At 68.1% G+C, this 24409-nt stretch carries 21 protein-coding genes; 15 read left to right on the top strand and 6 right to left on the bottom strand.

The window, feature by feature from the left end:
* Positions 1 to 40 precede the first annotated feature (40 nt).
* The 3 genes from EV137_RS06390 to EV137_RS06380 all read right to left on the bottom strand — a co-directional run bounded on the left by EV137_RS06390 (position 41) and on the right by EV137_RS06380 (position 1760).
* A complete protein-coding gene (locus tag EV137_RS06390) occupies positions 41 to 505 on the bottom strand; it encodes a hypothetical protein (RefSeq protein ID WP_134127127.1) in 465 nt (154 codons plus the stop codon).
* A 33-nt stretch (positions 506 to 538) separates the two neighbouring features.
* A complete protein-coding gene (locus EV137_RS06385) occupies positions 539 to 769 on the bottom strand; it encodes a hypothetical protein (RefSeq protein ID WP_133998538.1) in 231 nt (76 codons plus the stop codon).
* Between the two features lie 121 nt (positions 770 to 890).
* Positions 891 to 1760 carry a LysR family transcriptional regulator gene (locus tag EV137_RS06380; protein ID WP_238175127.1) on the bottom strand — a complete coding sequence of 290 codons (870 nt, stop codon included), beginning with the start codon at positions 1758 to 1760 and terminating at the stop codon, positions 891 to 893.
* A 79-nt stretch (positions 1761 to 1839) separates the two neighbouring features.
* Between EV137_RS06380 and EV137_RS06375 the strand changes: the two genes are divergently transcribed.
* Entirely contained in the window at positions 1840 to 3027 is a 1188-nt protein-coding gene (locus EV137_RS06375; RefSeq protein WP_134127123.1) for an MFS transporter, read from the top strand.
* Here the strand turns inward: EV137_RS06375 and EV137_RS06370 are convergent.
* Both EV137_RS06370 and EV137_RS06365 read right to left on the bottom strand, forming a co-directional pair.
* The gene (locus tag EV137_RS06370) at positions 3005 to 4126 is read right to left on the bottom strand and encodes a cytochrome P450 (protein WP_134127121.1); all 1122 of its coding nucleotides are present in this window, start codon (positions 4124 to 4126) and stop codon (positions 3005 to 3007) included. The two genes, EV137_RS06375 and EV137_RS06370, sit on opposite strands and share 23 nt — an antisense overlap.
* Positions 4123 to 4749 (bottom strand): hypothetical protein, encoded by a 627-nt coding sequence (locus tag EV137_RS06365; RefSeq protein WP_134127119.1) that lies wholly within the window; start codon positions 4747 to 4749, stop codon positions 4123 to 4125. The genes EV137_RS06370 and EV137_RS06365 overlap by 4 nt, the downstream gene beginning before the upstream one ends.
* A 78-nt stretch (positions 4750 to 4827) precedes the next feature.
* Here EV137_RS06365 and EV137_RS06360 point away from each other — a divergent pair, with 78 nt between their 5' ends.
* The 14 genes from EV137_RS06360 to EV137_RS06295 all read left to right on the top strand — a co-directional run bounded on the left by EV137_RS06360 (position 4828) and on the right by EV137_RS06295 (position 22261).
* Positions 4828 to 5445, top strand: a complete 618-nt coding sequence (locus EV137_RS06360) for a TetR/AcrR family transcriptional regulator (protein ID WP_202870825.1) — start codon at positions 4828 to 4830, stop codon at positions 5443 to 5445.
* Positions 5446 to 5592: 147 nt separating this feature from the next.
* On the top strand, positions 5593 to 6108 hold the full coding sequence (locus tag EV137_RS41310; protein WP_238175126.1) for a 6TM ABC transporter family protein: 516 nt from the start codon (positions 5593 to 5595) through the stop codon (positions 6106 to 6108).
* An 8-nt stretch (positions 6109 to 6116) separates the two neighbouring features.
* Entirely contained in the window at positions 6117 to 7292 is a 1176-nt protein-coding gene (locus tag EV137_RS06355; protein WP_238175125.1) for an ATP-binding cassette domain-containing protein, read from the top strand.
* Positions 7293 to 7317: 25 nt separating this feature from the next.
* Positions 7318 to 9084 carry an ABC transporter ATP-binding protein gene (locus EV137_RS06345; protein WP_202870824.1) on the top strand — a complete coding sequence of 589 codons (1767 nt, stop codon included), beginning with the start codon at positions 7318 to 7320 and terminating at the stop codon, positions 9082 to 9084.
* Complete coding sequence (locus EV137_RS06340) at positions 9081 to 10832, top strand: ABC transporter ATP-binding protein (protein WP_134127115.1); 1752 nt, start codon at positions 9081 to 9083, stop codon at positions 10830 to 10832. Before EV137_RS06345 ends, EV137_RS06340 begins: the two co-directional genes overlap by 4 nt.
* A 294-nt stretch (positions 10833 to 11126) precedes the next feature.
* Positions 11127 to 12710, top strand: coding sequence for a peptide ABC transporter substrate-binding protein (locus EV137_RS06335; protein ID WP_238175124.1), 1584 nt, complete (start codon positions 11127 to 11129; stop codon positions 12708 to 12710).
* Complete coding sequence (locus EV137_RS06330; protein WP_133786276.1) at positions 12707 to 13633, top strand: ABC transporter permease; 927 nt, start codon at positions 12707 to 12709, stop codon at positions 13631 to 13633. Before EV137_RS06335 ends, EV137_RS06330 begins: the two co-directional genes overlap by 4 nt.
* Before the next feature lie 8 nt (positions 13634 to 13641).
* Positions 13642 to 14541 carry an ABC transporter permease gene (locus tag EV137_RS06325; RefSeq protein ID WP_131341838.1) on the top strand — a complete coding sequence of 300 codons (900 nt, stop codon included), beginning with the start codon at positions 13642 to 13644 and terminating at the stop codon, positions 14539 to 14541.
* Entirely contained in the window at positions 14538 to 15539 is a 1002-nt protein-coding gene (locus EV137_RS06320) for an ABC transporter ATP-binding protein (RefSeq protein ID WP_134127113.1), read from the top strand. The genes EV137_RS06325 and EV137_RS06320 overlap by 4 nt, the downstream gene beginning before the upstream one ends.
* Positions 15539 to 16546, top strand: coding sequence for an ABC transporter ATP-binding protein (locus tag EV137_RS06315; protein ID WP_133998508.1), 1008 nt, complete (start codon positions 15539 to 15541; stop codon positions 16544 to 16546). The genes EV137_RS06320 and EV137_RS06315 overlap by 1 nt, the downstream gene beginning before the upstream one ends.
* A 36-nt stretch (positions 16547 to 16582) precedes the next feature.
* Positions 16583 to 18403 (top strand): hypothetical protein, encoded by a 1821-nt coding sequence (locus EV137_RS06310; RefSeq protein WP_134127111.1) that lies wholly within the window; start codon positions 16583 to 16585, stop codon positions 18401 to 18403.
* 46 nt (positions 18404 to 18449) lie between these two features.
* A complete protein-coding gene (gene dapB / locus EV137_RS06305) occupies positions 18450 to 19196 on the top strand; it encodes a 4-hydroxy-tetrahydrodipicolinate reductase (RefSeq protein WP_202870823.1) in 747 nt (248 codons plus the stop codon).
* 1 nt (position 19197) lies between these two features.
* The gene (locus EV137_RS06300) at positions 19198 to 19641 is read left to right on the top strand and encodes a hypothetical protein (RefSeq protein ID WP_133998498.1); all 444 of its coding nucleotides are present in this window, start codon (positions 19198 to 19200) and stop codon (positions 19639 to 19641) included.
* 109 nt (positions 19642 to 19750) lie between these two features.
* Complete coding sequence (locus EV137_RS06295) at positions 19751 to 22261, top strand: ATP-binding protein (RefSeq protein WP_134127107.1); 2511 nt, start codon at positions 19751 to 19753, stop codon at positions 22259 to 22261.
* Positions 22262 to 22632: 371 nt separating this feature from the next.
* Here EV137_RS06295 and EV137_RS06290 read toward each other — a convergent pair whose 3' ends face one another.
* Positions 22633 to 24330 (bottom strand): alpha/beta hydrolase, encoded by a 1698-nt coding sequence (locus tag EV137_RS06290; protein WP_134127105.1) that lies wholly within the window; start codon positions 24328 to 24330, stop codon positions 22633 to 22635.
* Positions 24331 to 24409 lie beyond the last annotated feature (79 nt).

Genomic DNA, 24409 nt, shown 5'->3' with positions numbered 1-24409 from the left:
GTCGGGCGGACCGATACGGCCTCGGTTGGTGTTGCTCGCTTTAGTGCGGATGTGACCGCAGCACTCCGTCGGCGTCGACCAGGTTCAGGGTTACGGTCTTGTCTCCGTCGTCCAGTTGAGCCGGCCAGGTACCCCAGATCACCAGTTCCCCGCCGGGGTGGTGCATCAAATGCTCGGTCAACTCGCTGGGACCGCTGATGATGTCCATCTCCACGACGATGTCGGATGCGCTGGGGTATCCCAGGACGATTTCGCCGGTTGACGTGATCTCCTCGAACATCTGTTGCCGGGTGCGCTCGTCGTCCCTTCCCACGTGCGGACCACCTGCGAAGTAGAAGGAGACACGGCTTCCGGGCAAGAGTTTGTCGTACAGCTCCGTCACCTCTTGGGGTGAGCGCACCATGAACCATCGTGCAGCGCCTCCAGCCCTGGCCAGACGTTCGAGGACGATGACATCGGCCCGTAGCTTGCTCCAGCGTCTGGCCAGAACCTCATGCCCGGCCAATTGAAGCGACATCGGGGACGTCATGTCGGGTTCTCACTTCGGTAGACGGTACGAACCGAATTCCTCCATCGGCTTCAGCCCGAGCTGCTCGAGGAAGTTCTCTGGACCACTCTGCACCACTGCGGCTTTGATCTGCTCGGGGTAGCGAAAGACACTGACGTGACCGGCCGAGTCATTGTCTGCAATGGCTGAGCCCTTCGGCAGCTTGGATGTGTCGACACTCCAGATTTTGGCATTCGGTTGGAAGACCTGCTGGCGATCCACCGAACTGGAGACTGAATTGCGGAAGGATAGGCTCCTGAGGTCCTGGACGTGATCGCGGTGAGCTCGAGTCGATTGCCCGCGGCAACATCACCGCCGACAAAGAAGACACTGGTCTGAATGGTCAGCTGATTCCAAGTAGGGTGAGGAAGGCGGATGCGGCGGGGGAGCGGCCGGCCGCGCTCCAGACGACGTACTCGATCCGGCCTGGTGCGTCGGTGATCTCGACCGTGGCGACGCCGGTCAATTGTGGTGCGTAGGTCGAGGCGAACAGGGCAACGGCGAGCCGTTCGCTGACGAGCCGCGCCATCAGCTCGGCGGTGCTCACCTCGAAGGCGACGTCGCGGACGAGTCCCGCGGCCTCGAAAGCCTGGTCGCTCTGCAGACGACCGGCTGTCCGGGGCGGCAGGTCCACGAACACCTCACTCGCGAGGCGCTGCAGCGTCACCGACGACTCGGCCGCGAGCGCGTGATCGGGCGGAACCACCGCGACCAGCCGGTCGCGGGCCAGTTCACGCGTCTCCACGCCCTGGGGCCGAGCGGTGGTGGGCAGTCCGAGGAACGCAACGTCGAGGATGCCTTCCTTGACCTGGTCGGCCAGCTTCTCGCTCGCACCGACGCGCAGCGAGATCCGGACGTCGGGATACTCACGCCGGAAGTCCCGTAGCGCGGCTGGAATATCGACCGCGGCGACGGTCGGGATCAGCCCGACGGCGAGCCGTCCGCGGACCAGACCGACCGCGGCGGCGGCCTCTGCGGCGGCGCGCTCGGCGGCGTCCAGGCACTGACGGGCCGCCGGCAGGAACGCCGTACCGGCCGGTGTCAGGCGCACACGTCGGCTGGTGCGGTCGAACAGGCGTGCGCCGAGTTCCCGTTCCAGGCGGGCGATCTGGTGGCTCAGCGCAGACTGCACGACCAGGCACCGTTCGGCGGCGCGGGTGAAGTTGTTCGTCTCGGCAACCGCGACGACGTACCGGAGTTGCTGGAGTTCCATGGAACTATCTTGAATCACGATCGATGGCGTGACGAACATGTGTTGGACTCATTGATCGTCCCGGCCGGAAACTGCCAGGGTGACCAATCAACCCGTCCTCACGAAGCAGCGGGCCTCGACGACTCGTTCGTGGCTGGGGGTCGCCGCGATCACCGCCAGCCTGTTCGTCTTCCTGACCACCGAACTGATGCCCGTCGGCCTCCTCACCCCGTTGAGTACCAGCCTCGGCGTCCCGGTCGGGGTCGCCGGCCTGATGGTGACGCTGTACGGCGTCTCGGCCGGCCTCGGCGTACCGTTCATCGTCGCGTGGAGCCGGCGGGTCAATCGCCGCCTCCTGCTGGCCGTCCTGTTGTCGGTGCTGACCGTGGGAAACCTGGTGACCGCGATCGCGCCCAACTTCCCGTTGATGCTGGCCACCCGGCTGTGCATGGGGTTCGCCAGCGGGGTGTTCTGGGCGATCGGCGTCAGCATGGCGATGCGCCTGGTGGCCGAGCGGGACGCGAGCAAGGCGGCCGCGGTCGTCATGTCCGGCATCTCGGTCGCGGCGGTCGTCGGCATCCCGCTCGGGATCTTCCTCGAGAGCCGGACCGACTGGCGCGCCACGTTCCTGATCTGGTCGGGGCTGAGCCTGCTCGTCCTGGTCGCGGTCGTCGTCGCGATTCCCTCGTTGCCGTCCGACAACGCGGTGCCCGTGCGGGCAGTGTTCGCGCTCCCGGTCAGCAACGCGCGACTTCGGGTGGTGATGCTGATGGTGATGCTGTTCGTCCTCGGGCACTTCGGCGCGTACACCTTCGTCCGGCCCTTCCTGGAAGGCGAGTCGTCCGCGTCACCGGCGTTCATCACCGCCGTGCTGATGGCGTACGGCGCGGCTGGGGCGGCCGGCAACTTCATCGGCGGACGAGTGGTGTCCTGGAACAGCCGCGCCGGTTTCATGGCGGGCTGTGCGGGTGCCGCCGCGGCCCTGCTGCTGTTGCTGACCGTCGGTCAGTGGCCTGTCGGTCAGGTCGTCGCACTGGTGCTGTGGGGTACGTCGTTCGGCGTGGTCCAGCTGTGCCAGGTGAACCTCACGCAGGCCGCCGCTCCCGAGACCTTCGAGGCAGCCATGTCGCTCAACACGATGGCGTACAACACCTCGATCGCCCTCGGCGCACTCTTCGGCGGCCTGTTCGCCGACCACGCAGGCGTGAACAGCGTCATCTACTTCGGCATCACGCTCATCGCCGCGTCGCTCCTGCTCACGCTCGTCACCGGCCGCCCGAGAGTCTGATCGGTAGGGTCTGGTAGCCGCGCAGGACCAGGCGGTCGCGCCGGGTCGGTTCGCCGTTCGGTGTGATCGTGAAGGGGCGCAGGCGGTCGAAGGCGACCGTGGCCTCCAGCCGGGCGAGGCTGTTGCCGAGACAGATGTGCGCGCCGGCGCCGAAGCTCAACGGCTTGTTGCCGGGGCGCAGTGGGTCGAACCTGTCGGGGTCGGGGAAGCGCTCGGGGTCACGATTCGCCGCACCCAGCAAGAGCACGAGATTGCTCGCTGCTGGAATCGGCGTGCCCACGATCTCCGAGCGTTCCCGGGCGACGCGGGTCGTCACCTGCACGGGGGAGTCGTAGCGCAGTACCTCCTCGACGAAGGCTGCATTCGTTGGCAGATCGGGCTGTCGGAGCAGGATCGCCAGGCCGTTGCCCAGCAGATCCGTGGTGGTCTCGAAGCCGGCCACCAGCAACAGGATCAGGTTGGCGAGCAGTTCCTCGTCCGACAAGCGCTGCCGGGCGGCGACCAGCGCAGCGACCAGGCCGTCGGGCGGCGGGTCCTGGATCAGGTAAGCGAAGTATTCACCCAGCTCTCGGGCCGCCGCGTCAGCAGCGGCGTCCGACGCATCGGTGAGCTCGAGCGCCGCTGTGAGATCTGAGGCGAGTGGGCGGAAGCGATGCCGGTCGTCCGTCGGTACGCCGAGCAGCTCGCAGATGACTGTCACCGGGAGCTGGAACGCGAACCTGTCCATGAAGTCGACCTCCGCCGCAAGCCCGTTGAGCAGCTCGTCGACCGCGGCCTCGATGGCAGGCTGCAGCCCCGCGACCCGGCGCGGTGTGAAGACCTGCGAGAGCAGTGAGCGCATCCGCCCGTGGTCCGGTGGATTCGCGCGCAGGATCGAGCGCTGCATCAATTCGAGCGACGGCTGGCTCGACGGCTCGGCCGGGATCTCGAACACCGGGTTGCGCAGGACTTCGTTCACGGCGGCGTACCCGACGACCAGGAAGATGTCGTCGGTCACCGGGAGCAGCGGGCCGAGGCGATGCGCAGCGGCGTACAGCGGGAACGGATCGGCACGCCCCGCAGGCGACATCAGGTCCTGGAGGATCTCGGTGGGGGTCATGCGCGGCGTCCCAGCAAGAAGTAGCCGATTGCGTACAGCGTCGCGCCGGCGACCTCGAAGATCTGGATCAACCCGAAGCGCGGACCGGACGTGAAGATGAACAGGCCGCCGAGGGTGTAAGCGATGGCGCCGACGCCGAGGAGTATGCCGGCCAGACGCAGCCCCCGCCGGCTCAGCGTCCGCCCGAGCCAGACGTAGCCCAGCGGGAAGATCAGCAGCGCCGGGAACACGATGAGTGCGGCCGGTGTGCTCAGGTCGGCCGGCTCGTGGACCATGCTCGGCGCGTACTCCGCGCGCACCGGGTTGTGCGATCCGTCGAAGACGATCAACGCGAACCAGAACAGCGTCCCGGCCATCGCGGCGTACCAGGACCGGAGCTCACGGCGTTGGTTGCTCAGCGCAATCATGCTGGCCAGGCTGACGACCTGCAGGCCGAGGCCGAGGGCTTGGAGGTCGTGGGTGAGTCCGTACCGCTCGCCGACCGCTGCGATGCTCCAGCCGTCGCGGGCGGGATGCAGCAGGGTGCCGAGCCAGAACAGCGGCCCGCCGCTGAAGGCGGTCAAGCGGGCGGTGGCGCGCAACTGCCGGCGCAGGCCGGTCGGCGCGGGGAGGGTCTCGGTCATGGCGGTCTGCTTTCGCTAGAGTGTTCCACTAGCGAATCACTAGAGGCTCGCTCTAGTCAACTGCTATGCTGTCCGTCCATGACACGACGAGCGGAACAGACCCAGGCCAACCGGCAGCGGATGCGCAGGGCGGCGCAAACGCTGTTCACGACCCGGGGGTACGCCGCGACGTCGATGCAGGCGATCGCCGACGAGGCCGGCATGGCGGTGCAGACGCTGTACTTCACCTTCCGCACCAAGCGGGCGCTGCTCGGCGAGCTCCTCGACGTGGCGGTGGCCGGCGACGACGAGCCCGTACCGAACCTGGAGCGTCCGCAGGTGCTGGCGGCGATCGACGACCCGGATCCGGTGGCGCAGTTGCGCACGCAGACACGGCTGGCCCGCGAGGTCTACGAGCGGGTCGCGCCGATTCTCCAGGTCGTCGCGCATGCGGCCACTGCTGATCCGGAGATCCATGAGCTCTGGGAGACCAACAATGCCCAGCGTGCCGTCGTGATGGAGCGGATGACCGCAGCACTCGCCGCCAAGACGGCCCTCCGCGAAGGTCTCGACACGGCGATGGCGACCGACATCACGCTCGCCCTGCTGAGCCCTGAGCTGTACCACCTGCTGACGGCCCGCCGCGGCTGGGACCCGTCCCGCTGGGAGAGCTGGACGGCGGACGCCCTGGTGACCCAGCTCCTCCCGCCGGGATAGGTTGAACCGAAGACGTCATGCGTGATCTGCCACTGGATCCCTGGATGCACGGGCTGGGCCTGCTTGCTGGGATGACATGCAATTTGCGGCCGACGCGATCCGCGCCGGAACACCGGTGCGGCTCCGGCCTGCCTTGCGAGGATCATCGTGCTCGACGCGTTCCGTACTGCCCGTGAATCGTTGACCGACGCCGTCCGGATCACCCCGGGATGGCTCACGACGTACTCGGTTCTCCAACTACTGCTGGCAATTCTGCCCGGTGCGCAGGTCGTGCTGATCCGCGACTTGGTCGACAGCGGTGACGTCTGGCGTCCCTTGCTCGGGCTGACCGTGGTGGTCGGGTCGATGTATCCGCTGACCCAGGTGTCGAACTGCGTCGGCCAGCGGATGATGCTGCGTCTCCGGCTCGAGTTGCGGATCGAGCTTGCTCGCGTCGCCGCCCGGCTGAGCCCGAGCCGGCTGGCCGAGCCCGAGACGGTTCGCGATCTGGAAGCGAGTCAGAGTGCGACGCATCCGATCAGTGACGTGGCCGGCAAGCCGGTGCAGTTGCTCAGCGCGGCGGTGACGTCCGTCGTACTGTGCCTGGCGATCGCGTCGATCAATCTCGTCTCCGGCCTGCTCGTGCTTGGTGCGTTGGCGCCACCGTTCTCGCGTTCACGTTGATCTCGAGGATGGAGGCCCAGGGCTGGCCGTGGGTCGCCGAGCACGAACGCAGAGCGGCATACGCGACCGAGCAACTGATCCAGCAGCGCCCCGGGACCGAGCTGGCGGTGCTGGGTTCGGGGTGGAAAGTGGCCGGTCTCGTCGCTGGTAGTCGTGCGGGGGCGACCTGGGTCCTCGATCGGATGATTCGTGCGGCGTTGTTGTACGAGCTGGGTGCGGCGCTGGTCACGGTGCTGCTGTTCGGGGGTGCGCTGGTCGCTTTGGTGCGCGGCGGTGCGACTGGGGGCGCGGCGGCTGCGGCGGTGGCCGGCACGATCACCGGACTGAACGCGATTCGCCAGTGTGGGTACGCATTCGGCAGTATCGTCACCGCGGCTCCGCAGGCCGCGATCTACCGCAGGTTCGTGCGCAGCGTGCCTGCCGGCCCGCGCAGTGCGGTGGTCCGACGCGTCGATTCCGTTGCCTTGGACAACGTCACGTTCGGCTACCCGGGCACCGCCGAGCCGAGCCTTCGGGACGTGTCCATCGAAGCTCGTCGAGGCGAAATGATTGCGCTCGTCGGCGTGAACGGGGCGGGCAAGTCGACCGCGATCAACTTGCTGGTCGGTGCGTTGACCCCCGACAGCGGGCGGGTGCTGATCGACGGAGCAGATGCCGACGCGCTGGCAGAGGACGAGCGGCTCGCACACTTCGGCCTGCTGGTGCAGGAGTTCGGACGTTTCGAGTTCACGCTCCGGGACGCGGTCGGCCTCGGCGCGCCGGATGTCGTCACGGACCAGGCCATCCGCGACGCGCTGGCCGGCACCTTCGCCGCCGATCTCCCACTCGACATGCAACTCGGTCAGCAATGGGGCGGCACCGGCATCTCCGGCGGCCAGTGGCAGCGGCTGGCGCTGGCGCGGATCCGGCTGCGTGACGCCGGCGTCTGGATCCTCGACGAGCCGACCTCCGCGATCGACGCCAAGGCGGAGCACGAGATCTTCACCGACCTCCGCCGTACCAGCGCCGACCGCATCACGATCGTCGTCTCCCACCGAGCCTGGACCCTCCGCGAGATGGACCGCATCTACGTCATCGACAACGGCACAGTCGCCCAGCAAGGCACGTACGACGAACTGATGACCGACCCAACCACCCGCTTTGCCCGCCTGTTCGCCACCCAAGCCCTCACCCATACCCGGTGAACGCCTCGTGTTGTTGACTTGGGTGGTGAGTGGGCTCTGGCGGTTTGCGGGCGTGGCCTGGGGAGCGGGGCGCGGGCTGGTGGTGCTCACGACGGGCATGGTGGTGTTGGCGGCTGGGGCGCCGGTGGGGACTGCGGTGGCGCTGGGGCAGGTGGTTGCGGGGGTTGCTCGGGGGGATCGGGGTCACGCGGTGGGGTGGGCTGTGGTGGCCGGTGTGTGTTTGTTGCTGCAGTGGCTCGGTGGGGCGTTGCAGCGGGCAGCGGCTACTGCGTTGGGGGAGCGGGTGGATGCGCGGCTGCAGCACGAGTTGATGCGGGCTGTGGCCGCGCCTAGCGGCGTTCGGCACTTGGAGGATCCTGCGACGGCGGCGCTCGTGGAAGTTGGGCGTGACACCTTCCGGGCGGACTGGGCGCGGCCGGGCCGGCTCGCGAACACGATCGGTGGATTGGCCACCGGCCGGATCATTCTGCTGGCCTCGGGCGTCATCCTCGCCGGATTCCATTGGTGGCTCGGCGCGGGTTTGCTCGTGGCCGGTGTGTGGGCGGCGTACGAGGACCGGGTCGCGTCCCGCACCGAAGCGGGGCACCACTACGGCGCGACAGAGTCGGCGCGCCGGATGCGGTACTTCAACGACTTGGGAACCACACCGCCGGCCGCCAAGGAGATCCGCCTGTTCGGACTGCCGGAGTTCCTCGTCGGTCGCCATGGCGAGACCTGGGCCGCGACGATGCAGCGGATCCTGACTCCGGCCGGCCGTCGTCCGCTCATTGCGACTGCGTTCCTGGGTGTTGTCGTGCTGGGCGGCATCGTGCTCGTGGTCCGCGAGGCGATGGCCGGGCGCCTCGCCGTCGGCCCGACGGCGACGTACGTCCAGACGTTCCTGATCGCGTTGGGCGGCATCCAGCAGTCGTCGTGGTCCGGCCTGCAGACGGAACTCGCCCTCGCAACCCTCGATCGGTACGACGAGGCGATGGGCGCGATCGCACCGACGGCCACAATCGCTCATGGATCGCAGCCGGCAACCGGCATGCCGGAACGCGAGATCGCCTTCCGCAACGTGTCTTTCGGCTATCCGGGCACGAACCGGCGGGTACTGAAGGACCTCGACCTGGTCATTCCGGCCGGGAAATCGCTCGCAGTCGTCGGCGCGAACGGTGCCGGCAAGACCAGCCTCGTCAAGCTGCTCTGCGGTCTGTACGAACCGAACGAGGGCACAGTCCTGATCGACGGCGTCGAGCTGCAGGATCTCGACACCGACGACTGGCGGCGCAGACTGGCGGTCGTTTTCCAACAGCCCGTGCGGCTGCCGATGTCGGCGCACGCCAATGTCCGGTTCGGTCGCGGTGACGCAGACATTGGGATCGCAGTCGAGCGTGCAGGAGCGAAGAGCATCGTCGAGGCGCTGCCGAACGGCGGGGAGACGGTGCTCTCCGCGGAGTTCGACGGCGGTGTCGAGCTGTCCGGCGGCGAGTGGCAACGGCTCGGCCTCGCGAGAGCGCTGTACGCCGTCCAACAGGGTGCATCCGTACTGGTACTGGACGAACCGGCGGCGCACCTGGACGCCCGCTCCGAAGCCGAGCTCTACCGGCGTTTCCTCGACCTGACCGCAGGGCTGACCACGATCCTGATCTCGCACCGCTTCTCGACCGTGCGCCAGGCCTCGTCCATCGTCGTCCTCGACGAAGGCAGGGTGATCGAGCGGGGATCGCACGACGAGCTACTCGAGCGAGACGGCACCTACGCCCACCTGTTCCGCCTTCAGGCGGCTCGCTTCGAGGGAGGCCCGGAATGAAGTCATGGGTCGCCACCGCGCGTCTGCTGATCGGCCTCGGCTGGGAGATCGGTCCCGGCCTGTTCACGCTCTACACAGTCGTCACGATGTCGAGTTTCATCAGCCCGCTGCTCGTCGCGCTCGGCGTACGGCCGTTGGTCGACGGCGTGGTGTCCGGCGAACCGCGGCAGATAGTTGCCGGAGGCATCGCGGTCGGCGTCGCACTCACCTTCGTACTGGTGGCCCCGATCGGGTATCGCTGGGCAACGATCCGGATGCGCGAGCGCTCCAGCTTCGTCGCCGAGCGCAGGGTACTGAGGCTGGCCGCCGGTGCACCGCAGATCCAGCACTTCGAGCGACCCGAGTTCCTGGACCGGCTACAGACACTGCGGCGGGAGGCACCGGATCTCGCGGACAGCGTCACCATGCCGTTCATCGGCCTGTTCGTCGTGGCCCAACTGGTGATCAGCACTGTCCTGCTGGCGGACCTGATGCCGATACTCGTGGTGCTGCCGCTGGTAGCGATTCCCTCGCTGTGGTTGAGCCGCCGGGCCGAACGGATTCGCCGACGATCGGAGCTGGAGGCCGCTTCGCAACGCAGGCTCGCACAACAGCTGTTCATGCTGTCGGTCGCCCCGACGTCGGCACAGGAACTACACGTCGCCTCAATGGGCGACGAGCTGTTGAGGCACCACCGCGACGCATCCGACAAGGCCAACTCAATCGCCCACGAGGCGCTCTTCCGCTCGGTCCTGATCGGGTCCGTCGGCTGGTCGGTGTTCCCGCTCGCGTACGTCGCCGCAATGGTGCTGATCCTTCATGAGGCGAGTGTCACCCCAGGTGACGTGGCCTTGGCCCTCGCACTGGCCGGCGCCGTGGTGAGCGCGGCGAACCGCGTCCTCGACCTCGCAGGCACCGTACTGCGCGTGCGCACAACGGCCGAGCACTACTTCTGGCTTGCACAGCAGGCCGAAGAGGAACCCGGCACCGTGCCGACGCCGGATCGTCTGACGCACGGCATCGAGCTGAAGCAGGTCACCTTCGGCTACGGCTCAGATCGCCTCGCCCTCCCCGGGACCGACCTGTTCCTCCCTGCCGGTCGCACGGTCGCCATCGTCGGCGAGAACGGCGCGGGCAAGTCGACCCTGGTCAAGCTCCTCACCGGTATGTACCGGCCCGCCACGGGTGCGGTGCTGGTCGACGGCGTCGATCTCGCCACGATGGACCTCGAGGAGTACCGGCAGAAGGTCAGCGCCGGTTTCCAGGACTTCGTCAGATACCAGCTGACGGTTGGCGAGGCCGTCGCGGTCGGTGGACTGTCCGAGCCGCCGGACCAAGTGCGAACCGCCCTCACGAAGGCGGACGCGAGCTTCGTGGACACGTTGCCGCAGGGCCTCGATACCCAACTCGGTACTTCGTGGGTCGACGGCGTCGAACTCTCCGGCGGGCAATGGCAGAAGCTGGCGATCGCCCGCGCACTCGTCCGCCCGGCGCCGCTGCTGATGATCATGGACGAACCGAGCGCCTCACTGGACCCGCAGACCGAGGCGGCCGTCTTCGACCGGTTGGCCGCCGAGGCACGGGCCGGACGTGCGGACGGGCGGATCACGTTGCTCATCTCACATCGCTTCTCGACCGTGCGCTCGGCGGATCTCATCGTGGTACTGGGGAAGGGCCTCGTGACCGAGCGCGGTACGCATGACGAACTGATGACAACGGGCGGCACCTACGCCGAGCTCTACAGTCTGCAAGCGGCCGGTTACCGCTGACAAGTGCTCGGAGTGCGCAACTGTGCGCAGAGATGAGTTTTGCCAGGATCTGACCTGTCATCAGATGACTCTGGCGTACTGATCTGATTAAGTGGACGCTCGCTCCGCGACTGTGGGCTGGTCATCTGAGGTCTTGGCAAAGTAACGCCTGAGTTACACGCCGCCGCTTTGCACCTGACAACGTTGACATGTGCAGTTTCGACCAGCCACCATGACGCTTGATCCGCCCGCCTAGCGGCCCTCCCGCCGAGGAAAGTTGGTTTGACCGTGCGACGTCTGAGTGGGGTAGTGGGGGTGGCACTGGGATTGGCTCTCGTGCTCGCCTCGTGTGGAGACGGCAAGAGCAGCGGCTCCGGCGGCGGCTCCGGCAGCAAGAGCGAGGTCATCGCGATCGCTGCCGACCCGCTGGAGTACATCAACCCGCTGAACGAGAACGGCAGTCCGGGCATTCAGGTCGCGATGGCGATGTTCGCCCCGCTGGTGACCACGGACCCGGAGACCGGCAAGCTGCAGAACGTGATGGCCGACTCGGTCACGCCGGACAAGACCAGCCAGACCTGGACGATCAAGCTGAAGGCCGGCAACACCTTCCAGAACGGCCAGCCGCTGACCGCGAAGGACTACGTGGACAGCTGGAACATGACCGCGATGGGCTCGAACGCCTGGAAGAACAACGGCTTCTTCTCCAAGGTCGACGGGTACGACGCCCTGAACCCGCCGACCCCGGACGGTGCCACACCGAAGCCGACGGCGGTGAAGGCGCTGAGCGGCCTGAAGCAGATCGACGACCTGACCTTCTCGGTCAAGCTGAAGGTGCCGTTCTCGCAGTTCGGCCTGACGCTGCAGTACCTCGGCCTCGCGCCGCTGCCGGAAGAAGTGCGGAAGAACCCGGACGCGTACAAGCGCAAGCCGATCGGCAACGGCCCGTTCAAGCTCGCCGCCGACTGGAACGCCGGTGACGACATCAAGCTGGCCAAGTGGGACGGCTACAAGGGCCCGCTGGTACCGCAGGCCGACGAGATCACGTACCGGTTCATCCCGAACGCGGACACGGCGTACAACGAGTTCCTGGCCGGCAACGTGGACTTCGTCGATGTGCCGCCGACCAAGGTGAAGAGCTTCAAGACCGACGCCCCCGACCAATGGGTGACCAGCATCAGCTCCGGCGCCAACTACCTGGTGATCCCGGCCTGGGACGCCCGGTTCAAGAACCCGAAGCTGCGGCACGCGTTCTCGATGGCGATCGACCGGAAGGCCTTCGCGGACCTGGTCGGCCTGTCCGAGCCCGCCAAGGGTCTGGTCGCGCCGGACATGGCCGGGTACCGCGACAACGCCTGCAAGTACTGCGATTTCGACGCCGCCAAGGCCAAGCAGCTGCTGCAGGAGGCCGGCGGTTTCTCCGGCCCGGTGAACATCAACTACAACACCTCGTCGGCGACCGGCCAGATCTTCGCCGAGGCGATCGGCAACATGCTCCGGCAGAACCTCGGCCTGACCGTCAAGTACACCGGTAAGCAGGGATCGGAGATCGGCGAGCTGGCCGACAGCCGCAAGCTGGACGGGTTGCGCTTCAGCGGCTGGGGTCACGACTACCCGTCGATCGAGGACTACCTGACGCCGATGTTCAAGTCCAACGGTGACGCGAACTTCGCCGGCTACGCCAATCCGGCGCTGGACGCCGTACTGGCCAAGGGTGACGCCGAACCGGATCCGGAGAAGGCGATCAAGCTGTACCAGCAGGCCGAGGACATCGCGCTCGAGGACATGCCGCTGATCCCGCTCTACACGAAGTCGAACGCGTACCTGCACTCGGCGAAGATCGAGCCGCGGGTCTCGAAGTTCGTCGGCGTCTCGGCGCTCTGGGCCACCTTCAAGTGATCCGTTTCGTCCTGCGCCGTGCACTGGCGGCGGTACCGATCGGTGTGCTGGTGACGCTGGGGGTCTTCGCGCTCGTCTTCGCGATGCCCGGAGACCCCCTGCGGGAGCTGGCCGGCGACAAGCCGATCCCCGCCGCGGTGCTCGCCGCCAAGCGCGCGCAGTACCACCTGGACGACCCCTTCATCGTCCAGTACCTGCTGAGCATGAAGGACATCCTCACCGGGCACTTCGGTACGACGTTCGCGGGTGCGGATATCGCCGACCAGCTCCGGCTGCGGATCCCGGTGACGCTGAAGCTGACGCTGCTGGCGAACGCCGTGCAGTGGACGCTCGGACTGTTCTTCGGCATCTACGCCGGCTTCAAGCGCAACGGCTGGGTCGACCGGTCGTTGCTGCTGGCAACACTCGTGCTGCTCGCGGTGCCCGGACTGGTGGCGTACTTCGCCGCGCAGTACCTGTTCGGGGTCGAGCTGAAATGGTTCCCGGTGTCCGGCGTGCTGGAAGGGTTCCCGCACGCGTACCTGCTGCCCGCGCTGGTGATCGGCGTCCTCGGGTTCGCCGGCCTGGCCCGGCTGCTGCGGACGTCGATCGTGGAGACGGTGAACGCCGACTTCGTGAAGACCGCGCGGGCCAAGGGACTGGGCGAGCAGCGGGTGCTGTGGCGGCACATCCTGCCGAACGCGCTGCTGCCGGTGGTCACGTTCATCGGGCTCGACCTGGCCGGCATGTTCGGCGGCGCGATCATCACCGAGAGCATCTTCAACCTGCCGGGACTCGGCCAGTTCATGTTCCAGGCGATCAAGCTGAAGGAGGGCGGGGTCGTGGTGCTGCTGTCCACGCTCGCGTTCATCTCGTTCATCCTGATCAACCTGCTGATCGACCTCCTGTACGGCGTCCTGGATCCGAGGGTGCGCAATGTTTGAGGTAAGCCATGTCTGAACAGATCTCCGCGGCGGTCGGCGCCGAGGCGCAGGAACTCGGCGACGGCCGCACCCTGTCCAACCGCGAGCTGCTCCGGGCCCTGCTGCGCAAGCCGCAGTTCATCGTCTGCAGCCTGCTGCTGCTCGGGTTCTTCACGATGGCGGCGGTGCCGAAGCTGTTCACGTCCGCCGATCCGCGGTTCTGCGAACTGGCCAAGAGCCGGCAGGGCCGCAGTTCGGGGCATCCGTTCGGGTTCGACATCCAGGGCTGCGACTACTTCGCCAATGTCATCTACGGCGCGCGGCCGTCGGTGCTGGTCAGTATCTGCGCGAGTTTCGGCGTGTTCGTGCTGGCCGGATCGCTCGGCCTGCTGGCCGGGTACTTCCCGGGTTTCGTGGACGGCCTGATCTCGCGGACCGCCGACGTACTGTTCTCGATCCCCGGCATCGTGGTGCTGATCGTGATCCTGAACTCGGTCGCGAACCGGAGCATCTGGATCATCGTCGGCGTCATCCTGCTGATCGGCTGGCCGGGCGGGATGCGGCTGATGCGGGCCACGGTCTTCTCGGTCCGCAACCGCGAGTACGTTCTCGCGGCCCGGTCGATCGGCGTGCCGCCGGTGCGGATCCTGCGCAAGCACGTGTTCCCGAACGCGATGGCGCCGCTGCTGGCGATGACCACGCTCGGCATCGGCGGCATGGTCGGGCTCGAGGCCGCGCTGACGTTCCTCGGGGTCGGGCTGCAACCGCCGTCGATCTCGTGGGGCTCGCAGTTCGGCGTCGCGGCGTCGTACCGGGACACGCCGCACCTGTTCATCTGGCCGGCGTTGTTCATCTCCACGATGACGATCTCGTTCATGATCATCGGCGACTCCATCCGGGACGCCCTCGACCCGAAACTCATGCGATGACTGCTACTGGCGAAGTACTGCTCAAGGTCGAGAACCTGTCGGTCGAGTTCGATACGCCGCGGGGCCCGGTGCGGGCCGTGGACGGGGTGTCCTGGCAGGTGCGGGCGGGGGAGATGCTGGCGATCCTGGGCGAGTCCGGGTCCGGGAAGAGCGTCTCGACGCAGGCACTGACCGGGATCCTGGAGATGCCGCCGGGCCGGATCGTGTCCGGCACGGCGGAGTATCGCGGCGCGGACCTGATCCAGATGACCACGAAGGAACGCCGCAAGGTCGTGGGCGACCGGATCACGATGGTGTTCCAGGACTCGCTGTCGGCGCTGAACCCGGTGCAGTCGGTCGGGACCCAGATCGCCGAGTGCTACCGGGTGCACCGCGGGATGTCGAAGCGCGACGCGATGAAGAAGGCCGCGGAGATGCTCGACCAGGTGCGGATCCCGGCCGCGGCGAAACGGGTCGGCGACTACCCGCACGAGTTCTCCGGCGGGATGCGGCAGCGCGTGATGCTGGCGATGGCGCTCGCGCTGGATCCCGACGTACTGATCGCCGACGAGCCGACCACGGCGCTCGACGTGACGGTGCAGGCCCAGATCCTCGAGCTGATCGCGGAACTGCAGGCCGAGCGGGACATGGGCGTGGTGCTGATCACGCACGACCTCGGCGTGGTCTCGGACGTCGCCGACAACGTCGTGGTGATGTACGCCGGCCACGTGGTCGAGCGGGCCGCGACGGCAGAAGCCCTCGAGAACCCCGTACACCCTTATACCGAAGGGCTGCTGGGCTCGATGCCGTCGGCCGAGCTCAAGGGCCGCGAGCTGCCGACCATCCCCGGGACGCCGCCGTCGCTGCACGCGATCCCGTCCGGCTGCGCGTTCCGGACCCGGTGCCCGATCGCCGTCGACGACTGCGCGGCCGACGTGCCGCCGTTGCTGACGATCGCGCCCGGACGTGAGGCCGCGTGCATCCGCCGTACGTCGCTCGTCGCGAAGGAGGCTGTCTGATGCCCGGATCGACCTCAGAAGAGTTGCTGGTGGCAAAGGATGTCGTGAAGCACTACGACATCAGTCCGGCGCTGAACTTCGGCGCCAAGACCGTCGTCCGCGCGGTCGACGGCGTCGACCTGACGCTGCGCAAGGGCGAGTCGCTCGGCATCGTCGGCGAGTCCGGTTGCGGGAAGTCGACGCTGGTCCGGCTGCTCGCCGCACTCGAGAAGCCGACGTCGGGTCAGATCGAGTACGGCGGTGTGGACGTCAGCAAGCTCCGGGGCCGCGAGCTGCGGCGCTGGCGGCGCAACGTCCAGGTCGTGTTCCAGGACCCGTACTCCAGTCTCAACCCGCGGATGCGAGTCGGTGAGATCGTGGGCGAGCCGTTCGAGGTGCACCCCGACGTCGGCAAGGGCATCGATATCCGGACCAGGGTCCGCGAGCTGCTCGAGCTGGTCGGTCTGCGGCCCGAGGACGAGACCAAGTTCCCGCACCAGTTCTCCGGCGGGCAGCGGCAGCGGATCGGGATCGCGCGGGCGATCGCGCTCAACCCCGACGTACTGCTCTGCGACGAGCCCGTGTCGGCGCTCGACCTGTCGGTGCAGGCGCAGGTGGTGAACCTGTTGATGCGGCTGCAGCGCGAGCTCGGCCTGAGCATCATCTTCGTCGCCCACGACCTGTCCGTGGTCCGGCACGTCTCCGACCGGGTCGCGGTCATGTACCTCGGCAAGGTCGCCGAGCTGGGCGAGCACCAGCACGTGTACGACGTACCCGCCCATCCGTACACGCAGGCGCTGCTGTCCGCCGAGCCCGGTCTGGCGCGGCAGGGCCGGCAGCGGATCGTGCTGGCCGGTGACCCGCCGTCGCCGGTCATGCCCCCTTCGGGCTGCCGGTTCCACACCCGATGCCTGCGGGCGGAGGCCAAGTGCAGTACCGATGTACCGGCGCTCCGGGAGATCAAGTCCGGCCAGACCGTCTCGTGCCACTTCGCGGAGGATGCGCAGGCCGCCTACTCCCACGCCTAGGCAATAGTTGCAGAGTGATGGCCTAGGGTTGCGGCCGTGAGTACGGTTTCCTCGGCAGGCAGACGGTTCGTCCTGCTTGCCGGGGTGATCGTCGTGGCCGGCGGGCTGGCGGCGTGGTGGATTCTCACCGCGGGCCGGGCCGCCAACGAAGGGTTCGACATCACCGACGAGGGCTACTACCTGCTCTCGTACCGGTGGTGGGACAGCAACCCGTTGGCGCTGACCGGTGTGCAGTATCTGTACGGCCCGGTGTTCGAGTGGCTCGGGTACGACATCGTGAAACTCCGGTTCTTCCGGCTGTTCACGGTGGTCGCCGTACATCTCGTCTTCGGCTACAGCTTCATGCGCTGGCTGCGCGGGCGACGGCCGGGGCTGCCACCGACCCGGCTGTGGGAGGCCGCGGGTACGGCGGTCATCCTCGCCGCGGGCGGGATGTGTTACAGCTGGCTGCCGCAGTCGCCCGGCTACAACGATGTGGTGCTGCTCGGCGCGCTGACGCTGGTGTCCTGCGTGCTGTGGATGGCGACCGCGGTCGATCGCGGTACGCCGGTCCCGTCCTGGATCTTCGTCGTCGCCGGACTGGTGATCGGCATGATGGTGCTGGCCAAGTGGACGTCGGTCGTCGTGATCGGACTGATCGTGATCACCGCGGTGGTCGTACTGGCCGGCCAGGGCGGGCGAGCCGTTGCCCGCGGCATCCTTTTCGCGCTCGGCGGCCTGGCCCTCGTGGCCCTCGTCGTACAGCTCTTCGTGGTCCGGCTGAACGTGGCCGTGCCGGGCATCCTCGACGTCAACAAGTTCATCGCCGGTACGTCGTACTCGCCGGCCGAGCTGCTGCAACTCTACTGGTCGAGCACGATCAAACTGATCGGCCGGACACTGAGCGCGCACGGCCTCCTGCTCCTCGCGACCGCCGTAGCGGTCATCGCCCGCTGGCGCCGTCTCCGGATCGCCGCCGCGATCTTCGCCCTGGCGGCACTGATCCTGTCCGTACGACGGGTGATCGTCGACGACGGCGCCGTCGGCGGCTCGCAACACATCCTGATGTACGCCGAGACCCTGCTGGCCGCCGTACTGGTCGCCGTCGTGGCCGCAGCCGGCGCCGTGATCGCGGGCCGCTTCGGCGTCACGCCCCGCTCCCGGCTCAGCCGTGAGAACACGCGGACCTGGGTGATCCTCGCGCTGCTCGTGCTGCTGCCGCTCGTGCAGGCGTTCGGCACGAACACCCCGCTCTTCACGATCGGCTTCAACGCGTTCGCCGCCTGGGCCGCGGTCATGATCGCCGTCCTGACCGGCATCTGGGCGGCCCCGGTCGTGGCCCGGGTGACCGTCGGACTGGTGCTGGTCGGGTCCCTGGTCGCGACATCGACGATCGCGTACACCGGCCTGTTCCGGTACCCGTATCGCTCTGTCGGCCACTCGCAGCTGACCGCGGCCTCGACGATCCCCGCGTTGGACGGCCTGTACCTGTCGCCGCCGGCCGAGGAGAACTTCAGCAGCCTGGCCGCCGATCTCCGCCCGTACACCGAGCCGCCTGGGCGGCCGATGCTCGCGTTCGACAAGATGGCCGGCCTGGTGCTGATGCTCGGCGGTCGACCGCTCGGTGAAGCGTGGATCGCGCCGAAGGAGCGTGCGCGGACCGCCGCCGGTATCGAGGAGGTCTGCCGCAGGGAGCGCCCGTCCAGGCCGCCGCTCGTCATCCTGAACCGCGAGATCTCCGACGTCGAGATCAACGCCCTGCGGGTCTGCGGGCTGGACTTTCACGCGGACTACGAACAACTTGCCCCGGCGCGGCAGACGATCGGTCTGCAGGTGTGGATACCGAAGGCCGAGCGGGCCGGCCACGCGGCCGGATGAGATCCTGTTGCCTTCGGTGCCGTGGGTTCGGACAGGAAGGTTGCGCATGATCAAGGTCGGTGTCCTCGGGGCCAAGGGCAGGATGGGCGCTCAGACGTGCCTCGCGGTCGAGGAGGCTGCCGACTGTGAGCTGGTCGCGCAGCTCGACCAGGGCGACGCGCTCGACGCGCTGACCGCGGCCGGCGCCGAGGTCGTCGTCGACTTCACCCGGCCTGAGGTCGTGATGGACAATCTTGCCTGGTGCATCGAGCACGGCATCCACGCGGTCGTCGGCACCACCGGCTTCGACGACGAGCGGCTCGCCACCCTTCGCGGTCTCTTGGAGAAGGTCCCGGAGACCGGCGTACTGATCGCGCCGAACTTCTCGATCGGGGCCGTGCTGATGATGCAGTTCGCCGCGAAGGCCGCGCCGTACTACGAGTCCGTCGAGATCGTCGAGCTGCACCACCCGGACAAGGTGGACGCTCCGTCCGGCACGGCCCGGCGTACGGCGGAACTGATCGCGGACGCCCGTCGGGAGGCCGGCTCCGGCCCGATCCCGGATGCGACCACGACGGCACTCGACGGCGCCCGCGGCGCGGACGTCGAGGGGATCCGGGTGCACGGCGTCCGGCTGCGTGGCCTGATCGCGCACCAGGAGGTGCTGTTCGGCGACGAGGGCGAGACGCTGACGATCCGCCACGACTCGATGGCCCGGGTCTCGTTCATGGCCGGCGTCCTGCTCGGCGTACGGCGGATCGGCGGCGCGCCCGGTCTGACCGTCGGGCTCGAGCACTTCATGGACCTCTCCTGAAATGAGAGCCAAGCAGACCGCGTTCGTCCTGGCGGTCGTGTTCGTCGCGTACGCCGTGCTGATCGGCTGGCGGGGCGTTCTGCTGATCAAGGTCGGTACGCCGGTGCCGGTCGTGCTCGGGCTCGCGGTCCTGGTGATCCCGCTGGTCGGCGCGTATCTGGTCTGGCGCGAGATCCAGTTCGGCCGCCGGACCGAGGTGCTGGCACGTGAGCTGGAGGCGGCCGGCGGTCTGCCGGTCGATGATCTGCCGCGCCGGCCGTCGGGCCGGGTGGACCGGGCAGCGGCGGACGAGGCCTTCGGACGGTACAAGTCAGAGGCGGAAGCGGCCCCCGACGACTGGCGGGTGTGGTTCCGGCTGTCGACGGCGTACGACGCCGCAGGGGACCGGAAACGGGCCCGCGAGGCCATGCGAACGGCTATCGCGCACCACGGCCGGACCGCATGAGTTCCGGGGCAGTTCCCCGGGATAACTGACAACTGGGTGTGGAACGCGATATTTTCGCAGGTACGTGGCAGCCGCCACGTAAAGGTCGGAGACTGGGTGGGGCCGTCCTGTGCCATCAGACGGATCTCGCCGCGGCACGGGCGACGTACAGGGGGCTGGGTTCGGCGGGCTACTGCGCCGGCACCGACGCGAGGCGGGGCTGTCGCAGGAAGCGCTGGCCGAACGAGCCGGTCTCAGCGTCGACGCGATCGCGGCGTTGGAGCGAGGACGCAGGCGTGCGCCGCGGGCGCAGACGCTGCGTCTGCTCGCGGACGCGCTGAAGCTCGGTGAGCCGGAGCGGGCCCTGCTGACCGCGACAGCCCGCAAGGAGGCCGGCTCGGTTCGCCTACCGATGCGGCAACCACCCGCGCCGGCCAACGAGCTGATCGGACGGACGACCGAGCTGACCGCGACGACGCGCCTGCTCGGGCAGCGACTGACTCGCTTGCTGACCTTGACCGGACCAGGTGGTGTCGGCAAGACCCGCCTCACCCTGGCACTCGCCGGCGACGTGGCGGACAAGTTCCCCGACGGCGTCTGCTGGGTGCCGCTCGCGTCGGTCACCGACTCCGCCGCGGTCGCTCTCGCCGTCGCCGCGTCGATCGGCATGCATCGGCAGGAAAGCACCCGGCTGGTCGAGGACATCGCCGAGCAGATCGGCCGGAGCACGATGCTGCTGGTGTTCGACAACTGCTCGCACCAGGTCGCGACGGTCGGGCAGGTCTGCTCGATCTTGCTCGAGTCCTGCCCCAACCTGTCCATCCTCGCGTCCAGCCGGGAGCTGCTGCGGCTGGCGGGAGAGAGCGTGTACGTCGTACCCGCCCTGTCCCTGCCGCACGACGAGGACCGGTTGACGTCGTCGGAAGCGGTGCGGCTGTTCGTCGAACGCGCCATCGCCCGCGGCTACGACCCGGCCGGCGAGCTCGACCAGGTCGCGCGCGTGGTACGCCGCCTGGAGGGGATGCCGCTCGCGATCGAGCTGGCCGCGGCGCGGACGAACGTGATGACGATCGAGGAACTCGCGAGCGAGCTCGACACGTCGTTCGGCATCCTGGCCGGCGGTCCACGCACCGCGTCACCTCGCCAGCAGTCGATGTACGGCGCGATCGAGTGGAGCCATGCACTGCTCAGCGAGGCCGAGCGGGACGTGTTCGCCCGGCTGTCGGTGTTCGCCGGCGGCTGGACGCTGGGCGCGGCGGCAGCGGTCATGCCCGGTGCCGCGACCCGGGTCGAGGCTCTCGACCTCATCGGGCGGCTGGCCGACAAGTCGCTGATCCGGGTGACCAGGCGCGACGGCGTCGCGCGGTACTACATGCTCGGCGTGATCCGGGAGTTCGCGGCCGATCGCCTGCGGGCCGCTGGACAGACGGACGACGCAGCCGCGCGGCATGCGCAGTACTACGTCGGCCTGGCCGAGGAATCGGAGAGCCGGCTGCGTGGACCGGAACAGGGGGAGTGGCTCGACCGGTTGGACGGTGAGCTCGCGAACCTGCGATCCGCGATGGCGTGGGCGCTGCGGACCAGCTCGATCGACGAGGCGTTGCGACTGGCCGGTGGGCTGTGGCTGTTCTGCTACCTTCGCGGGCACTACGCCGAGGGCAGCCAGTGGCTCGAGCGTGCCCTGCAACTCGGCGAGTCGGTGCCGCCCGAACGGATCGCGGAGCTCGCGCCGGTGTATGCGAAGGCCAACCTGGGCGCCGGGACACTGGCGTTCCTCCAGTGCGAGTACGACGCCGCGACCGAGCGACTGAAGACCGCCTTGCGGCAGTACAAGGCGCTTGGCGACACGTCCGGCACTGCGTTGGTGCTGCAACGACTCGGCGGTGTCGCACGCGAACGGGGCGACTACGAAGCGGCGGAGGACCTGCACTGCGAGAGTTACGACCTGTACGAGAGTCTCGGCGACCGGGTCGGAATGGCCTGGGCGCACAATTACCTCGGCTTCGTGGCCTGGCTCCGCGGCGACCTCGAGATCGGCGCGCGCCGGTGCCGGCGAGCTCGCGACAGCTTCCGGGCCGTCGGTGACGGCGAAGGACTCGCCTGGTCGCTGATCAGCCTCGGCGCCATCGCGCAGTACGGCGGTGAACTGGTCGAGGCCGAGGATCTGCTGCAGGAGAGCCTCGCGCTGTCGCAACGGCTCGGATATCGCGAGGGTGCCGCCTGGTCGCTGAACCAGCTCGGTATCGTCGAACGCCGGCGTGGCCTGACCGACCGCGCCGTACACCTGCTCGACGAAAGCCTGGCCGAGCATCGGGATCTGGGGGACCGGTGGCGGTCGGCCAGTGTGCTGGAGGAACTCGCCGCGGTCGCACAGCAACGCGAGCGCAGCGAGTACGCCGCATTTCTGCTCGGTGCCGCCGACGGAGTCCGCGAGGTCATCGGGGCGCCGGTGCCGGAGATCGAGAAGGCCGGTTGCGAGGCCACGCGAGCCGCGGTCGAAGCGTCGCTCGAGCGGCGGGCCTTCCGGGCGGCTTGGTCGGCCGGCCGCGCGGCGCCACTGGCCGCGGTTGCGGACGGTTACCCGCCGCCGGAATCCAGCTCAGCAGCTACACCGGCGGAGCGGACGCGCGATCCGTTCTGAACCGGGCGTGCCTCGCGGAGCACCACGACCTGGGGGATCGACGATGCCCCGCGAGGGATCTGAGGGCGCGGATCCAGATTCGTGGCCCGGCCGGCTGTGTCCTCTGTCTGACCCCCCAGGCAGTCCCCCCACACCACAGCCGGCCGAAGCCACGTCCGCGATGGTCACCAGTCGTCGGGCCCTCCCAGTCGACGATCGGTTCCTCCGCGCTACCTCAAGAGTGCCGTGATCACGCTGCGTCGCACAGGGACGCAACCCTGACATCGCCCTGACAAATTTGTCCTGACAACGAAATCCCCGGCCGGATTTCGCCGACCGTGACCGCGACCTGCCGGTCCGTAGGGGAAATGCAGTCCGCTTTCAAGCGCTCGTCACGGCAGATAGCCGGAAACAGCTTTTGTGAATCCGGCGACCTTTCGTAAAGGAGCACCGGCGCCTTCGTCGAGACCGGGCTCCTCGGCCACTGGTGCGGGGATGCCTTCGCCGGCGCAGCTCACGTCCTTGGCCGGCGCGACCCCGGTGGTGAGGAACGTGTTGACGATCCGGTCCGCGCAGCGGTTCACACCGCCGTAGATGCCGTGGTCGCCTTCGCGCGTGACAGTCAGCAGCCGCGAACCGGCGTACCGGCTGTGGGCCGCCGCAGCGAGGCTGTAGCTGGTCGCGGGATCGTGCACGGACTGCACCATCAGCGTTGTGGGCAAGCCTTTGCCGGTCGGTGTCGGCATGGTCAGGTTCGGACGGTCCCAGTAGAAGCAGGGGTTCTCGGACATCGTCCAGCCGACCAGCGGGAAGTGCGGACCGAGACGGGCGGCGAGTTGTTCGCCGTACTCGCGGCCTTGCGGCCAGACCGTGTCGTTGCAGGTGATGGCGGTGAACGTCGCGTCCTCGGCGTCGTCCTCACCGAGCATCCGGAGGCCGACGGGGGACCGGCCGGCGCGTTCGACCAGTTGCTGCTGGCGGGCCTTCGAGAGCCCGTCGACCTTGCGTTGCGCGGCCCGCGGACCGCCCTTTGCCTGCGCCGCGGAAAGGTCATGGAGAAATAGCAGGTCGGCCGCGAGGGAATGGAAGTCGAGCTTCGAGTACATATCCCCGGTCACCATCAGGTCGAGGGTGTTCTCGTCGTACCTGACGTTGACCGCGCCGTCCAGGAACTCTTCGGTCGCGGGCTCCTCCTTGAGGGCCCGTCGTAACCGTTCGTACAGGCGGATGATCGCACCCGGTGACGAACCGAGGTGCAGCTGGTCGTCGTACTTGGCCGCCCAGGGCGCGAAGTCCTCGCGGAACCGGCGCTCGAACGCCTGCGGCTGGCTGACGAACGTGTCCAGCCAGCCCTTGGTGAAGTCCGTGTTCGAGTCCAGCACGAACCGGCCGACGTGCTCGGGGAAGTAGGTCTGGTAGTACGCCCCGAGCCAGGTGCCGCCGGAGTACCCGACGTAGTCCAGCTTGTCGAAGCCGAGCAGCCGCCGGATCAGGTCCATGTCCTGCACCGTCTGCGCGGTGGTGATGTAGGGGAGCAGGCCGCGGGACTGCTGGTCGCAGTACGTCTGCGTCATCTCCGAGGCCTCGGCGATCAGGTCGCGGGTCGCGGGAGCGCGGTCGCGCGCGTCCATCGTGAAGCCGGGGGCGCCGTCGCAGCTCACGTTCGAGCTGCCGCCGGTGCCGCGCGGGTCGAAGCCGACGGCGAGGTGGTCCTTGGCGAGCGGTCCCTGGCTCGCGAGGTACGGCGCCATTCCGAGGCCGGCGCCACCGGGTCCGCCGGGGTTGCCGAACACGACCCGGCTCGGCTTGCCTTTGGCCGGGGCGACCTTGCTGACGGCGATCTGCAGGTCGTTCCCGGCGTACTGGTTGGCCCAGTCGCGCGGGACGGTGATCTTCGCGCAGTACGTGCGGAGCTCGGCGTCGCCGCACTCCAACCAGCGCGGTTTCTGCTCGAGGTACTTGGTCGCCACCTGATGTGGCTTGTCGACAACGGTCGCCTCTTGCGTCGAGGCGGTCGCACCGGAACCGGGAACGACGAGAACGGCTGCAGCGGACAGGCCCAGGCCGACGGCCAGGGTGAGGTACTTCATGCAGACTCCAGCGGATGGCCATGCGTGATCGGTCCGTGACAATCTGTCATGCCCACCAGTGGCCGTCGAGCACCACCCC

It is taken from the genome of Kribbella pratensis (genome assembly GCF_004366075.1).
Lineage (GTDB): Bacteria > Actinomycetota > Actinomycetes > Propionibacteriales > Kribbellaceae > Kribbella > Kribbella pratensis.
The sequence above is the reverse complement of the archived record's forward strand: the minus strand, read 5'-3'. Positions and strand labels throughout refer to the sequence as shown.

What these genes read in the sequence shown, in the direction of transcription:
- EV137_RS06315 (WP_133998508.1), top strand. Translation starts at nt 15,539, where the DNA reads ATGCCCGGATCGACCTCAGAAGAGTTGCTGGTGGCAAAGGATGTCGTG.
- EV137_RS06340 (WP_134127115.1), top strand. Translation starts at nt 9,081, where the DNA reads ATGAAGTCATGGGTCGCCACCGCGCGTCTGCTGATCGGCCTCGGCTGG.
- EV137_RS06380 (WP_238175127.1), bottom strand. Translation starts at nt 1,760, where the DNA reads ATGGAACTCCAGCAACTCCGGTACGTCGTCGCGGTTGCCGAGACGAAC.
- EV137_RS06325 (WP_131341838.1), top strand. Translation starts at nt 13,642, where the DNA reads ATGTCTGAACAGATCTCCGCGGCGGTCGGCGCCGAGGCGCAGGAACTC.
- EV137_RS06355 (WP_238175125.1), top strand. Translation starts at nt 6,117, where the DNA reads ATGGAGGCCCAGGGCTGGCCGTGGGTCGCCGAGCACGAACGCAGAGCG.
- EV137_RS06365 (WP_134127119.1), bottom strand. Translation starts at nt 4,749, where the DNA reads ATGACCGAGACCCTCCCCGCGCCGACCGGCCTGCGCCGGCAGTTGCGC.
- EV137_RS06370 (WP_134127121.1), bottom strand. Translation starts at nt 4,126, where the DNA reads ATGACCCCCACCGAGATCCTCCAGGACCTGATGTCGCCTGCGGGGCGT.
- EV137_RS06360 (WP_202870825.1), top strand. Translation starts at nt 4,828, where the DNA reads ATGACACGACGAGCGGAACAGACCCAGGCCAACCGGCAGCGGATGCGC.
- EV137_RS06290 (WP_134127105.1), bottom strand. Translation starts at nt 24,330, where the DNA reads ATGAAGTACCTCACCCTGGCCGTCGGCCTGGGCCTGTCCGCTGCAGCC.
- EV137_RS06300 (WP_133998498.1), top strand. Translation starts at nt 19,198, where the DNA reads ATGAGAGCCAAGCAGACCGCGTTCGTCCTGGCGGTCGTGTTCGTCGCG.
- EV137_RS06320 (WP_134127113.1), top strand. Translation starts at nt 14,538, where the DNA reads ATGACTGCTACTGGCGAAGTACTGCTCAAGGTCGAGAACCTGTCGGTC.
- dapB (WP_202870823.1), top strand. Translation starts at nt 18,450, where the DNA reads ATGATCAAGGTCGGTGTCCTCGGGGCCAAGGGCAGGATGGGCGCTCAG.